At 68.1% G+C, this 13,833-nt stretch carries 13 protein-coding genes and 1 pseudogene; 5 read left to right on the top strand and 9 right to left on the bottom strand.

Annotated elements, in window-relative coordinates; genetic code table 11:
• Positions 1–119: 119 nt before the first annotated feature.
• Complete coding sequence (locus OG758_RS11590; protein WP_326709916.1) at positions 120–503, bottom strand: hypothetical protein; 384 nt, start codon at positions 501–503, stop codon at positions 120–122.
• 1,067 nt (positions 504–1,570) lie between these two features.
• Positions 1,571–2,236, bottom strand: coding sequence for a TetR/AcrR family transcriptional regulator (locus tag OG758_RS11585; protein ID WP_326709915.1), 666 nt, complete (start codon positions 2,234–2,236; stop codon positions 1,571–1,573).
• Between the two features lie 135 nt (positions 2,237–2,371).
• Here OG758_RS11585 and OG758_RS11580 point away from each other — a divergent pair, with 135 nt between their 5' ends.
• The 4 genes from OG758_RS11580 to OG758_RS11565 all read left to right on the top strand — a co-directional run bounded on the left by OG758_RS11580 (position 2,372) and on the right by OG758_RS11565 (position 6,087).
• Positions 2,372–3,565, top strand: coding sequence for a hypothetical protein (locus OG758_RS11580; protein ID WP_326709914.1), 1,194 nt, complete (start codon positions 2,372–2,374; stop codon positions 3,563–3,565).
• A gap of 108 nt (positions 3,566–3,673) precedes the next feature.
• On the top strand, positions 3,674–3,973 hold the full coding sequence (locus OG758_RS11575; protein ID WP_326709913.1) for a hypothetical protein: 300 nt from the start codon (positions 3,674–3,676) through the stop codon (positions 3,971–3,973).
• A complete protein-coding gene (locus OG758_RS11570) occupies positions 3,966–5,495 on the top strand; it encodes an MFS transporter (RefSeq protein WP_326709912.1) in 1,530 nt (509 codons plus the stop codon). Before OG758_RS11575 ends, OG758_RS11570 begins: the two co-directional genes overlap by 8 nt.
• A gap of 412 nt (positions 5,496–5,907) precedes the next feature.
• Positions 5,908–6,087, top strand: a complete 180-nt coding sequence (locus tag OG758_RS11565) for a hypothetical protein (protein WP_326709911.1) — start codon at positions 5,908–5,910, stop codon at positions 6,085–6,087.
• Between the two features lie 301 nt (positions 6,088–6,388).
• Here OG758_RS11565 and OG758_RS11560 read toward each other — a convergent pair whose 3' ends face one another.
• Complete coding sequence (locus OG758_RS11560) at positions 6,389–6,568, bottom strand: hypothetical protein (RefSeq protein WP_326709910.1); 180 nt, start codon at positions 6,566–6,568, stop codon at positions 6,389–6,391.
• Entirely contained in the window at positions 6,568–6,861 is a 294-nt protein-coding gene (locus tag OG758_RS11555) for a hypothetical protein (protein ID WP_326709909.1), read from the bottom strand. Before OG758_RS11555 ends, OG758_RS11560 begins: the two co-directional genes overlap by 1 nt.
• Positions 6,862–6,884: 23 nt before the next feature.
• Here OG758_RS11555 and OG758_RS11550 point away from each other — a divergent pair, with 23 nt between their 5' ends.
• Positions 6,885–7,340 carry an STAS domain-containing protein gene (locus OG758_RS11550; protein WP_442810291.1) on the top strand — a complete coding sequence of 152 codons (456 nt, stop codon included), beginning with the start codon at positions 6,885–6,887 and terminating at the stop codon, positions 7,338–7,340.
• A 792-nt stretch (positions 7,341–8,132) separates the two neighbouring features.
• Here the strand turns inward: OG758_RS11550 and OG758_RS11545 are convergent.
• The 5 genes and pseudogenes from OG758_RS11545 to OG758_RS11530 all read right to left on the bottom strand — a co-directional run bounded on the left by OG758_RS11545 (position 8,133) and on the right by OG758_RS11530 (position 13,797).
• Positions 8,133–10,301 (bottom strand): SpoIIE family protein phosphatase, encoded by a 2,169-nt coding sequence (locus OG758_RS11545; RefSeq protein WP_442810419.1) that lies wholly within the window; start codon positions 10,299–10,301, stop codon positions 8,133–8,135.
• A 21-nt stretch (positions 10,302–10,322) separates the two neighbouring features.
• A pseudogene (locus tag OG758_RS48985) lies at positions 10,323–10,517 on the bottom strand (PAS domain-containing protein); the annotation flags it as partial.
• Positions 10,468–11,079 (bottom strand): SRPBCC family protein, encoded by a 612-nt coding sequence (locus OG758_RS11540; RefSeq protein WP_326709907.1) that lies wholly within the window; start codon positions 11,077–11,079, stop codon positions 10,468–10,470. The gene OG758_RS11540 and the pseudogene OG758_RS48985, both read right to left, overlap by 50 nt.
• A 426-nt stretch (positions 11,080–11,505) precedes the next feature.
• The gene (locus tag OG758_RS11535; RefSeq protein ID WP_326709906.1) at positions 11,506–12,411 is read right to left on the bottom strand and encodes a bile acid:sodium symporter family protein; all 906 of its coding nucleotides are present in this window, start codon (positions 12,409–12,411) and stop codon (positions 11,506–11,508) included.
• A 171-nt stretch (positions 12,412–12,582) separates the two neighbouring features.
• On the bottom strand, positions 12,583–13,797 hold the full coding sequence (locus OG758_RS11530) for a PucR family transcriptional regulator (protein WP_326709905.1): 1,215 nt from the start codon (positions 13,795–13,797) through the stop codon (positions 12,583–12,585).
• Positions 13,798–13,833: the final 36 nt, after the last annotated feature.

The raw sequence follows: 13,833 nt of genomic DNA, 5'->3' as shown, positions 1-13,833 counted from the left end.
CGCTCTTATGTCCCGCAGTATCTGGTCCAGCACTCCGTCTCGGACAAGCTCTCCTTCACCGCCTCAAGAGCCCGGCTCGGCCGGTGGCCCCGTGCGCGTACAAGTCCGGCTGCGCTGCCTCACTTGATCACGCCCATCTGCCGTGGCGTGTTCAGCAAGTCGACCAACGATACGATCGAGTGCTGTCCACAATGCCGTTGGCAGAGGCCGGACTCGGGTGGGCGGGCCGATACTGTACCGTCCGCGCGGCCGGTGTTGATGTTGGCCGACGATATGAACATGGCTCCCGCGAAGAACAGCCAGAAGAAGGCGCTCTGAATGACACCGAACTCCTGTGCCGTGATGCCCAGATCCTTGAGGATGTCCTGAGCGGCAAAGCCCATCACGGCTTTGTCCGCATAATTGATCAGCATGAACAGCGCCAGCAGCACGGTGACACACCACGCGCTGGTCGTCGTCGCTGAGGCTGCGGCCGGTGTCGCCTTCGACATCGTTCGAGTCATGAAGATTCCTCGAAGTGAGGGGTATGAGGGGCGAGGCGCCGGATGCGTTGGACCGGCGTGATCGAGGCAGGGCCAGATGTCTGCTCGCTGTACAAACTGCGAAGACCGGGTTGCGACCTCGCACCGTCTCATCCAAGCCGCACCGACTGATCGCGTCCAAGACTGATAACCACCCGAACCAAATGCGGTTGCCTATGGATCACCGGCAGGGAATCTCACCGGGGCGGCCGTTTCACTGCCACGGGCGCGCCCGGCACCACCGCGCTCCAGGGGTGCGTGGTGATGCCAGCGAGGTGGACGCGCCGGGTGCCATGTTCGATGAAGGCCAGGGCCATTGAGGGTGACGGTGTCGAGGTGGAGGAAGTCGGCGGCGAGGATGCCGCGGGCCTGTGCGGTGAGGAACTGGTGCCAGGCCGGCCCTGCGCGCTGTGCGGCGGGATCGATGCGGGCGGCGTGCAGAATTTCCCAGACCGTGGAGGGGGCGATCGGGTAGCCGAGGCGGGCGATTCGCCCTGTATTCGGCGGTGGCCCCAGCTGCTGTTCTCTCGGGCCAGGCGCAGGGTGAGTTGCTTGACGATGGGGCCGGTAGAAGGTCGCCCAGGGCGGCGGCACTGGGTGAACGTCCGCTTTCGGGCGATGAGTTGACGGCGCCAGCGCAGCAGTGTGGTGGGGGTGACTGCAAAGGCCTGGCGCCATTGGCCGCGTGGGATCAGTCGTGAGCGTGCGGCAAGCCAGATTCGGTCGGCCGGCTGGTAGTGGACCGGGTGATCTGACGGCGCAGCACTGCGTTCTCGTGCCGTAGCGCCAGTACTTCCGCATCTTTGGCCACGCGGGCACGCAGCACAGCAGCGGGCGCCGTGATCAGATTTCGGACGAGCGAGGCAACGGCCGACAGTGACATCCGCAGATCGTCGCAGGCCCGTCCGGGGCCGCGTCATCAGTATCAGCAAACGTGCAGGCCAAAGCAGCGAATCGTATTTTCGAGCGGGACAGGACGGCCGTCAATGAACGGCGCACCGATCACACGCTCGGCGCGGCGGTCAGGCATGGTCCGGAAGAACTGCTGATCATGCGGCTGCTGTTCCTTGGTCGGGCCCCTCGATGACGCGTGTTGTGCAGGCGTGAAGGTGGGCGCGTACGGGTTCGGCGATGGGTTGCCTCCGGGACAAGGCGCGTACGACTGCCGAGGCGACCATGTCGTAGACCACGGTCGCGTCGGCGAGGTTCGCGTCGGTGTCCGCGTCGCGGCGTAGGCCGCCGAGGGCCTCGTGCAGCGGCGCGATGATGCGGCGCTCCAGGGTCTCGCTGGCGTCGGGGAAGATGGCGCTCAATCGGGGGGCGTCGAGGATGAGCGATGCGGTGCCGTCGGCCGGGGTACTGGTGGTGTGTTCGATGAACGTGTCGATCCAGGTGTGGATGCGCGTGGCCGGGTCCGGGATGGTGTCGAGCCGGCTGCGGATGCGCGCCTGCAGAGCTTCGGTACTGGCTTCCAGGACAGCCATCAGGAGGTCGCGCTTGCTGGGGAAGAGCCGGTAGAAGGCGCGGCTCCCCAGCCCCGCGCGTTTGAGGATCAGCGACACCGGGGGGTCGACGCTGCCGGTCTCCGTGATGAGGTCGCGGCAGGCGGTGATCAGGAGCTGCGCGTCGTGGAGGTACTCCTCGCGCTGCGGGCCGAGGATCCGGTCCACCGCCGCCGTCGCCAGTGTTCCGCGCGGCCCCGGCTCGTTCGTCACTTCGGTCCCCTCGATCGCCGTCACTGCTTGCCCTGTCGTCTACCGACCCTGCGAGTATACGAGACGCGCTATTGAAAATGACGTTTTCAATTGCGAGTATGTCGGCCGACGGATGAGACGCAAAGGAGAAACGGCATGACAGAGCGCGATACGACCGTGCGGCACGGGCAGCTATTCGACGACGTGGTGGACGCGTGGCGGCGGTTCGGACGCAGTGTCGTCTTCGACGACCCCGCCACCGACACGTCGCTGCTGCGCGCGGAGGGCCTGCGCTTCGCGACCCGGTACATGGCGGCCGGGGCGCTACTGAGCATGGAGCTGGCAGACCCGGACTACCCGGAGTTCGCGCGCTGGGCGGACACGACGTGCAGCTGGGGCATCGACAACCCCGACGTCATCTACACGCTGGCTGCCATCCGCGGGGACGCCGAGTACCGGATCTTCGGCGACCGCGGGACATCGCACTACCTGGACGTCCAGGTGCACTCGCCGCACTTCTGCGAGGCGCCGGACTACCGGATCAACTCGAACATCGACAGCCGCTCGCTCACCGTCGCCGAGGACGGCACGTTCGAGTTGTTCGTCGGCGGCGAGCCCCGCGAGGGCAACTGGCTCTACATCGACCCGGACGCGCAGTCGCTGTGCGTGCGCCAGCTGTTCTGCGACTGGGAGACCGAGCGCCCGGCCAATCTGGTGATCGAGCGCATCGGCGCGCAGTACCCGCCGGCCTCGCCGCTGACCGAAGCCGACGTGCGGGCGCGCGGCGAGCGGCTGGTGCGCTGGTTCGACAAGGCGGGCGTGTTCTGGGACCTGATGTGCAAGCAGTCGCTCGAGACCCCGTCGAACACCATGCCGTTCACGCCGCTCGCGGAGTCCGCATGGGGCGGCTTCCAGAACCAGGCGTACGGCATGGGTAACTTCCGCTGTGCTTCCGATGAGGCGGTCGTGCTGGAGTTCGCGCCGCCGGCGGCGCACTACTGGAGCTTCGGCCTCGGCAACTACTACTGGGAGACCGTCAACTGGTTCAGCCGGCAGTCCTCGCTCAACTGCCACCAGGCCCGGCTCGACGACGACGGCGTGTTCCGCGCCGTCATAGCGCATCGCGATCCCGGGGTGCCGAACTGGCTCGACACCGGCGGCCACTCGCACGGAACCCTCAACGGCCGTTTGCTCCTGGCCGACGCGTTCCCCGAACCGGTGCTGCGGGTCGTCGCGTTCGACTCTGTCCGCGACCACCTCCCCGCGTCCACCGCGCAGGTCACCCCCGCCGAGCGCAGCGAGCAGCTGCGCCGCCGGCGGACGGCCGCCCACCTGCGCAACCGCCACTGATCACGAGCCCATCATGAAGCTCAGACCGGCACTCCTCCTGGCGACGGCGCTGTCCTGCCTGGCGGCCGCGTGCGGCGGCGGATGAGGCTCGGGCCAAGGGGGACGACGATGTGCCGCCGCGTGCCGGCGGCACGCTCACGCTGCTGTCCATGGCGGACCACCCGCGGCCTGGCCCCGTTCGGCGCCACGTACAACGCCCTGGTCGACGAACCGCGCATGGCCGCGCTGTACGCCGCGCTGTTCACCGTCGACGCCGCCATCGGCGAGTCAACCCGCACCTGGGCGAGGGCCGCGGCCGTCCAGAAGTCTCCTGACAAGCGATTGATCACCCTTCCTGGGATTCCGAACCCGTCCCGGCCCGCATCTGTCAGGCCGGTCCCTGCCTGCGAGGAGAAACGCAGTGCGTGATGCCCACCCGCCTTCCCTCGACGCGGGCCCGAGCCCCGACTCGGCCGCCGGCCGGCTCGAGGGCAGGTCCACAGCCTCGTACGTCCTCCTGCTCGTCCCCCTCGTCCTGCTCACCGAGGTCGTCGCGCTGGAGCTCTCCCTCGTCTATCCGGCACTGCCGCTGATGGCAGCGGAGTACCGCACGCCCGCGATCGGATGGACGCTCACTGTTGTCAGCCTCGTCGGAGTGGTGGCCCAGCCGCTGCTGGGTAAGGTCGCAGACGCCATCGGCAAGAAGCGGATGATCGTGCTCGCGGCTGCCGCCTTCGCCGTCGGCTCCCTCGTCTGCGCGCTGGCGCCGTCCTACCCGGTCCTGCTGCTCGGCCGCGCCCTGCAGGGCACCTGCATGGTCATCGGGCCCGCCGCCTACGGCCTGATCCGCGACCTCTTCCCGCCGCGGATCGTGCCCGTGGCGATGGGAGCCATCACGACCGGGCTCGGATTCAGCGCCGTCACCGGGCCGTTGATCGGCGGGCTGCTTGTCAACGCCTTCGGATTCCGCGCCGTCTTCTGGTTCTGCCTGGCATACGTCCTGGTGCTCACCCCGGTCTTGGCGTTCACCGTCCCGGAGTCCGGGGTACGGCTGCGCCGCCGCGTCGACGCCATCGGCGGAGTGCTGTTCGGCGCGGGAGCCGCGGGCCTGCTGCTCGCGGTCGGCCAGGGCGGAGCCTGGGGGTGGACCTCGGCGCGCACGCTCACCGTCCTCGGGTGCGCTTGCGCGCTGCTCGTGCTGTTCGTCCTCTGCGAGCTACGGAGGGCGGAGCCGCTGATCGACGTGCGGCTGCTCACCGGACCGGCGCTGCGGTGGACCCTGCTGGCGGCGTTCGGCGGCGCCTTCGCGATCGGCGGGCAGGCCTTCGTGGTGCCGCTGCTGGTGCAGACCCCGCGGCTGCCGGGCTACGGACTCGGCATGGGAGCGCTCGGCGTGGCGCTGTTCCTTGTGCCGCAAGGGCTGGTGGGCGCCGTCTGCGGACCGCTCGGCGGTGTCCTGGCGCGCCGTCGCGGGCCGCGCACCGGCCTCCTCGTCGCACTGACCGCCTTCACTGTGAGCGCCGGGAGCCTGGCGGTCCTGCACGCCGAGCCGTGGCAGGTGCTCATCGCGGCCGTGGCGCAGGGCATCGGGTTCGGCTTCTTCTTCGTGTCCGTCTCCAACCTCGTCGTCGAGGCGGTCCCGCCGACCCACACGGCGGTGAGCACCGGAATGATGGGCGTGGCCAGCAACCTCGGCAACGCGACCGGGGTAACCGTGCTCGGTGCCGTGCTGGCCCAGCACATCCTCCGCGCTTACCCGGAGACCGGCCGGATCGTGCACACCGAGTCCGGGTTCGTCCTCGCCCACCTGCTGGCCGCCGCCGCGGCCGGGGCCGCGCTGCTCGTGGCCGCGCTCATGCGGCACGGCCGTACACCGGCGACCGGCGGTGCCGGTGCGCCAGACGGCCCGAGCGAGCAGCTGATCCCCGCCTCCCCGTCCCAGCCCCACTGACGCAAGGAAACCGCTGCGAACGACATGCTCGCTCCCGGCTCTCGCGCGGGAGGAAGTGCTGGCCGTCGAGGCGTGCGCGAAGACCTTCAATCGGCGCCACCGGGGTAGGCGGCGACGATGCTGTCGACGACCTCCACCTCCGCCCCGGTCGGCCGATCCCCTCCACCGCGTCGAATCCCTGCTCCAACAGTGCAATTGCTCCGACGCGCTGCAACTCATCCATCCCCGGGGCGCCAACCGGGATCTGGGCATCCGCTGTCACGACATACATCACACGGCCAGCCTTGCAGGACCGAAGCGGCCCATGGAAGCAAATGCCAGGAACGGCGACGCTCGAGGCAGATACCGGTCGGGCCCTACGCCACCGCGCGTCTTGTAGCTGATAGCTCTCCTGCTATCTCGCTTCCTTCGCGTGGCCGAGTCAACAGTCGATGGTGCAGGTGCGATCCCCGACCGGCTCCTGCACCACTGCCACATCGCCCCCACCAACGGCAACAGCCACCACCTCAAGAACCACATCATCGCGCTGCAGGACATGGCCATGGCCGGCTCCTGGCCGCCCCTCATTAATCGCCGCGGGGCCGAAGCCTGACGGCTTCGGCCCCGCCAGGCGAAACCGTCTGGCGGCCCCGCGCTCGCGTCACGCCGCTGCCCAGTGGAGTCCAAGGTCGGCGAGTGCGGATCGGCGAGTGCGGCGAGTTGGTCGCGACTCAACTTGGCACGGCGGCTCTTGCTGTTGCTCAGGAAGACTCCGAGCTTGACCTCGAGGGCGTCCTCCAGCCGCTCACGTGGGGCCCTGGGGCCTATCAGAGAGTCCTCTAGGGCGCCTTGTTTCGATGCCCCCGATGAGGGTGTGAAGCCTCCCCCCACTTCCTCCGGCACGGGACCCCCCGCTACGCGGGCAGGAAGCAGCCGACCGTGCTGCTGCAGCGTCCCGGCAGCACCGGGCGGCAGCCGGTCAGGCCCCAGTGCGCCGGACGCTCGAAGGTGTGACCGAAAGGGGGGTCCTGCACCTTCTGAGGCAGCTGCGCCTGGGCGAACTTGGCGCGGCCGATGATGAACGAGGCGGACATCAACCGCTTGAGCTCGTTGCAGAACTGCTTGGGCGAAACGCCGCCATGGTGTGGGCCCGGGGATTCACCACGAGTGCGGTGCGGATGGCAAGCGACAGATCGCTGTCAGCGCTGATGACCACGGCAGAGGTCGCCGTCTGCTGGGCAATGTCGGCCACCAGCGAGACCGCGATGTTGACGACGATCTCCTTCTCCTCGTAGTGCGTCCAGGTCGCGCCGAACGATAGTGGGAGCCGAGAGACGCTGGCTTGAGCAATCACCCGCTCGCTTTCGGTGACGTCAGAGGTTGGCATGTCATGCGTTCGGTGACGGAGTCATGGACATGCGCCATCTGGCGGGTGAGGTCATAACCAGTCGTTCGTGCATATGCGGAACGGACGTGCGGCAGGCACGACCCAAAACTTCTCCCCAGGGCATCGCCGTTAGGCAACCCATGCACCCGGAATTTCACATCAGCCACCGTGACGAGACGGGCTGGACCGTCGTCGAGATCCATGGCGAGGTCGACGTCTCCAGCGTGCCTCAGGTCAGGGAGCACGTGTTCACCTGTATCGAAGTGGGCCGGCATCGCCTCATCGTGGACCTGAGGGGGGTCCCATATATCGACTCGACGGGCCTTGGGGTCTTAGTCAGCATCGCCAAGCGGATTCGTACGCACGTCGGTGACCTGAGGCTGGTGATTACGAACCCGGACATTCTCCAGATCTTCCGCATCACCGGCCTGTACCGGGCCTTGCAGATCCATAACTCGGTGGAAGCCGCGATGGAGTGACATGCGAGGCGACGACGACAGACGCCCGGCGCCCCACGCGAAAGTGAGGGGCGCCTATTGGCTGAGTAGTTCTGACAGACGGCCGCTATCTGACCACCGGTGTCCGCGAGAACGCCGCCATGGGCGGACTACTGGATGCCTGTGTCGATGCCACCGGCGCCGGGACCGAACTGGTGTGGGCGGACGAGCAGTTCCTCCAGGATCATGGTGTGGCCCCGTGGACCGAGGTACCACTGTGGGCCCCTGACATTCCCGAGATGGCCGGCATCTGGACCGCTTCATCGGCCAAGGCGGTCCGGGGCTGGCAACGCAGAGCACCCAGTCCACCCTGATCAGCGGCTTCGACGCTCCTCGCCGGGGCAAATACTCCAGCTGTAGATCGCGAGCTTGCCGGTGGAGATGACTGAACGCGGAGTCGCCGCCTTGCGACCACGGGCGGTCTCGCCTCGTCAGATGATGCTTCGGATGATCGTGACGTCGATGACGCGAGCGTCGGCGCCTGGGGAGTCCACTGCGACATGCACCTTGAACTCGCCACGGTCGCCAACCCGGTATACGACCGGGTCAGTTGCTCAACGTCGCCGACGGCGATGCGGCCGTCCGGCAGTAGTAGTGAGCCGTCGAAGACCGTGGTAAATGCGGGGTCGACTCCTTCGGGATCCTCAGACTGCGGCTGCACGAAAAAAACGTACCTTGATGAGTCCCGTCTGAGGCCGGGGCGAGGGAAGCCAATCGGTCGCCCCGAGGTGCAGCACAGCAAGTTTCCTTGATCAGGAGTTACACCGGAGCGATTTACAGTCCCGATGGGAGGGCCTGTTCGGCCCAGATGGTCTTGCCTCGGGCGGTGTAGCGGGTGCCCCAGCGGCGGGTGAGTTGGGCGATGAGGAAGAGGCCGCGGCCGCCCTCGTCGGTTTCGTACGCGTGGCGCAGGTGCGGGGCGGTGCTGCTGTCGTCGGTGACTTCGCAGATGAGGTTGAGGTCGTGGATCAGGCGCAGCTGGATGGGGCCGGTGGCGTAGCGGATGGCGTTGGTGACCAGTTCACTGACGATCAGTTCGGTAGGGAACTCGAGTTCCTGGAGATCCCAGTGGGCCAGTTGGCGTACGGCCAGGGTGCGGGCGGTGGTGACGAGTGCGGGGTCGTTGGGCAGAGTCCAGGTCGAGACCTGGTCGGCGCGCAGGCTCTGGGTGCGTGCCAGTAGCAGCACTGTGCTCTCCTCGCCGCGGTCTTGGTGTTCTCGGACTATGGCGTCGCAGGTGTCCTTGAGAGACCGGTGGGGGTTGCCGAGGATCCGCCGCAGACGGGCCGATCCCTCGGGTGGGTGGTCGGATGGGGCGAGGCTGCTGGTGGACAGGGCGATGATGCTGCCCACCGGTAGTTCCACCTCGGTGGTCTCGTACGGCGGATGGTCGCTTCCCAAGGGTGGACCGGCCGGGATGCCGGGGACCTCGAGAGAGCCGTTGGGATAGACAATCACAGGTGCTGGGTGGCCGGCCCGGGCGAAGGTGCAGCGGCGAGAGATGGGGTCGTAGACCGCATAGATGCAGGTGACTCCGGCCAGGTGTGGGCTGGCACGGTCGTCATCGGCCAGGTGGGCGTGTTCGCCGGTGGGGCCGGACGCCAGGTCGTGGAGTTGGGCGAGCATTTCGTCGGGGGTCGGGTCCTGTGCGGCCAGGGTATTGATGGCAGTGCGCAGTCGGCCCATGTCTGCTGCTGCTTGCATGCCGTGCCCGACCAGGTGTCCCACTACCAGAGCCACCCGTGCCCCGGACAGCGGGATGACGTCGAACCAATCCCCGCTGCCACGGGTGGACTCGTGGCGCCAGGCCACCTCGACGGCGTTCTGGACGGGGACGGTCTGTGGGAGCAGGCTGCGTTGCAGGGTGACGGCGGCGCTACGCTCGCGGGTGTACTGGCGGGCGTTGTCCAGGCACACGGCAGCCCGGGCACCGATTTCGACGGCGAGGGCGAGGTCGTCCTCCTCGAACGGGTCGGGTGTCTGCATTCGGTAGAAGCTCGCCAGGCCGAGCACCACCCCGCGGGCGGTGAGCGGTACCACCATCGTCGAGTGCGCGCCGTCCCGGCGCAGCAGCTCTGCGCGGCGGGGGTCGTGGATGATCCACTCGTGGTCGACCCGTAGTTCCCGAATCAGACGGGGTTGCAGGTCGGCCAGGCACGCGGTGAAGGACGGCGGGTAGCCGGGAATCACCTCGCCGGGACTGTAGGCGGGCGTCGCGTCCAGCCCTGCGGCGGCACGAAAGCCGGCCCGCCGCAGCAGCGCCTCAGAGCTCACCGGGCCGGGCGGCGGTGCCTCGCCCGCGAGTACGTCGTCGAGGACCTCCACCGCCGCGATGTCGGCAAGGGCCGGCGCCGCGACCTCGGCCAGTTCCTCGGCCGTTGTCATCACGTCCAGCGTCGTGCCTATTCGTGTGCCTGCCTCCACCAGCAGATTCAAACGGGCCTGTGCCTGTTGCCGCTCGGTCACGTCCTGTGAGGCGACGACCACCCCGTGGATGGTGCCGGTCGGATCCTTCAGGGGCAGGAAGCTCACGTCGTAGGCGTGATCGTGGTCGGGGTCGGCCGGAGGGCGGCCGACGTGGCCGAAGGTCATCGGCCGGCCCGTCTCCACCACCGACCGGAGTCTGCGCTCCGTCTCGTCGTCGACCATGCCCGGAGCCACTTCGCGAGCGCGGCGCCCGATGGCCTCTTGGCTCACCGCCCCCCGCAGCCCTGGCCCGGCAAGGTTCAGCCGGACGAACCGCAGTTCGGGGTCCAGGACCTGCACCCCGAGGGGGGACTCGGTCAGCAGCGCTGTGAGCAGCGCTGCGTCGACCATCTCGGCGTCGGTTCCCTCTGCTGGGTCGAGCAGTACGCACCAGCGCACGGCCGCGCCCTCACCCGGCAGGGCAGACACCCGGGCGCGGATATCAAGCCGGTGTCCGTCCCGGTGGCGTGCGGTCACAGTCGCTCCCGCTGTTGCGGCTGGGGAGGCCGGCTGCTCTCGGGCCAGCAGCCTCGCCACCGGGCGGCCCAGAACCTCCTCCGCCGGATACCCGAGCAGCTCCCTTGCCGCCTGATTCCACTCAGCGATCAGGCCCTGCTCATCCAGCACCAACCGAGCGCCGCGGTCAGTGTCCGGCCCGCCCCGGCGCGCTGTGGTGTCCTTCCGTGCGTTCATGGTCGACTCCATCCAGGCGTCTCCCGCTCGCTGCCCTGGAGTGATCGGGCCCTACAGGACCAGTGTCACCGCAGACGGCCTCAGGTGACGGGTGCTCCTTCTCCAGTGTCTTCTTGAGGCGCTGGAGGGTGACCTTCATGGTCTGGCGGTTGTGGGTGGCCCGGTCGCGGATGCCGCTGACCTTGGGGCTGATGAAGTGCATGAACCAGCCGCGCTGGTCGATCCAGGTCTCGGTGACCTTGGTCGCCTGGCCGAAGTCGAGCGGCTCGAACCGGTAGGTCCAGATCGCGACGCGTAGCCCTACGCCACGGGCGAGGAAGGCGAACCGCTCGCCTGGCTCCGCTGCTATCACGGTGCACTGGGTCGACCAGGGGCGCTTGGCGGAGCGGTTGTGGCCGGTGAACTTCATCCCGGGCCGGACCTCCTGCAGGCCGTTGTCCTTGACGTCGGCGCCGGTGCATTCGGGGCTCCAGCGGCCCATGTCGGCCACGTTCGTCACTGCCGTGTAGACGACGCTCGGCGGTGCAGCGATCTCTATGGATTCGGAGACGTGTATTTCCATCGACAGCCCTTCTCGAATACATTTTCGAGCCAATGACACAGTTCCTCGCGCATCGCGCTCAGAGCAGTCATCGGCAGATCCAGTTACACCCCGCGGCCAGTGCGCCCACTGCCGTCAGAACGGCGGGAGCCGCGGCCACGGTGCATGCCTCACAGAAGACCGCGGAGGCGGTCAGGGAAACGGCAGCGCCGGTCATGGGTCGGCAGGTGCCGGGGCCGGGCGCGGGGCTGTTGTCGTGCGCCATCCGGACTGGCGCTGACGCCCTGGCATGGTCGCTGCACCCGACCGCGTGCGGCACAGTCGGCGGCCTGCATCTCGATCAGCGCGTGGAACCGCTCGGCAAAGGGGAGCGTGAAGGTGCGCTTCGGCAGGGCCACGCACACCGTGGGTCTCCGCGGGCGTTTCGGTTCCGCTCGGTGCAGCGTCTCAGCCGGAAGTGTCGGCCGCCATGGCGGACTTGACGGCCGCCGGCCTCGAGCTGCCGCGGGTGATCAGCCGGCCGACAGCGGCGGTGCAAGGGATCATCACCAATCCGTAGACCGCTGCGGGAACAGCGAGCGGAACGCTGTGCAGGGCGCTGACGGCGATGGTGATGGCGAGGGCCGCGTTGTGCGCCCCGATCTCGAAGGCGGCCGCGACGGCCTGGCGGTGCTCCACCCCCATTGCTCTCGGCACGACGAAGCCGAGCGTCAGACTGGCCAGGCAGAACAGCAGCGCCACCATGCCGACCGAGGTGACATAGCCGAGGGCATGGGCCCTCTCGTTGTAGGCGGTGCCGAGGACAGCCAGGGCCAGCACCAGGGTCGAGGCGATCCGCACCGGACGGTCCATGCGCTCGGCGAAGGCGTGGCGGGATCGACGCAGGATCATGCCGATCCCCACGGGAATCAGCACGATCACGAACACCTGGAGCATCTTGCCGAACTGCAGCGTGAGGTGCCCCGCGCCGAGGTCGGGTGCGAAGTACGCCAGGGCGAAGTTGGTCATCAGCGGGACGGACACCACGGCGACCACCGAGTTGATGGCGGTGAGTGTGATGTTGAGGGCGACGTCGCCGTGGAACAGGTGGCTGAACAGGTTGGCGACGGTGCCTCCCGGAGACGCCGCGAGCAGCATCATCCCGACCGCCAGCACCGGGGGGAGGTCAAACGCCACGACCAGCCCGAAGCACAGTGCGGGCAGGACGAGCAGCTGCAGCGTGAGCGCCACCACCACCGCGCGCGGCTGGCGGGCGGCGCGGGCGAAGTCCTCGGCGGTCAACGACAGTCCGAGGCCGAGCATGACGACCGCTAGGGCTGCCGGCAGGAAGACAGAGGCGATCACTGAGTCCATGGGTCACGGTTCCAGGTGGCGAGTCGGGAGGCGTTGCACGAGGATGACCCGGCCGGCCATTCCGGGATTCGTCGTACGCGCAACGGTGCCAGCGTCGACGCCACGTGCGCTCGTGTCTCAGTCCGAAACAGGCAGTGCCCGTTGGCCGTTGGAACAAGTCGGGGGTGTGGATCAGGGTGTGTCGGAAGGAGCGCCGAAGAGCGAGACCCATCGCAGTGCGAGCTCGACTTGCGTCGAGCGCTGCGACAACGGGTGCCCGAGCAACTCCTCGGCCCGTGCGATGCGGTAGCGCACCGTGTTCTTGTGTACGAACAGCCGCTCGGCCGTCGTCTCAATGTTCAAGGTCGTCAGGTATGCCAGGACGGTCTCGCGGAGCAGGGCGAGGTTCTTGTCGGCGCCGCAGAGCTGACCGACCTCGCGGGCCACCATCCGTCGCATCAGTGTTTCCTGTGCTGAAACGAGGACGAGCAACTCCTCCTCGTCATAGCGCACCAGCGCTCGACCGTGGGCAGCCTTGAGGGCCAGGTTCTCGGCGGCACGGGCTTCCGCGTGGCTCGCTCGGAAGCCCTGGATCCCCGGACCAGGCCGGCCGATCGCCGCCTGCATGCCGGCCTGCTGCAACGCCGACGCGAGGCCGGGCAACTGAGCGAGGTCGGGTTCGTGGGGCGTGGCGACCCAGCACCACAGGTCACGGCTGCCGGCGACCATCGTCAGCGGTCGTGAGGTGCCGAGCGCCTGGGCGACGGCGTTCGCGACGTCCAGCATTGCCTCGGTCGTGGACGAGCCGGCCTCGGGGGCCCGGACGACGTAGGCGGTCTGCCAGTGTGACAGGGGGTGGCCCAGCAGGCGCGTCGCGTCGTCCGCGCTGGGTGGCGCGTCCCCGAGGAGCGCTTCGATGGTCTCGGCGCGGCGTATGACGGCGTCGTCGCGCAGCCGCTGTCGCTCCTCGTAGTACGTCTCGATCAGGCTTTCCACGGCGTCGGCCATCCACTGCCCGCCGAGACCCCAAAGGAAGACAAGGATCTCGTCACGCGCGGGAGCGTCTTCACCCGCCCCGTCGATGACCTCGGTGAGGAACTGGAAGACGCTCTGCTGGGCGACCCAGTACACCTTCAACAGGATCCCGAGGTCCAAGCCGCGCCGGGCCAGGGTCCGGGCCAGGTCGGATCCCTGGCCGGGCCGCACGAGACGGTGGTCCTCACTCAGGCTCGCAACGAACTCGCGCCACTCCGCGCGGGTGCTGCAGTGCAAGTCCTGGACGAGGACGGGATCGTCGGCGATCTCGGGGACCTGCTTGAGGATGACGGCGTTGATCCGGTCTGCGAAGGAGTCCACCAGGGTGTCCTGTGAGGCCTTCTTGCCGAAGTTCTTTGCCCAGGCAGTCAACGCGTCCGACCGGTTCTCTGACAATCGACGCCTCCG

This window comes from Streptomyces sp. NBC_01474 (assembly GCF_035918215.1).
In the GTDB taxonomy this organism is placed as follows: Bacteria; Actinomycetota; Actinomycetes; order Streptomycetales; family Streptomycetaceae; genus Streptomyces; species Streptomyces aureus.
This window is presented reverse-complemented; position numbering and strand designations above follow the sequence as displayed.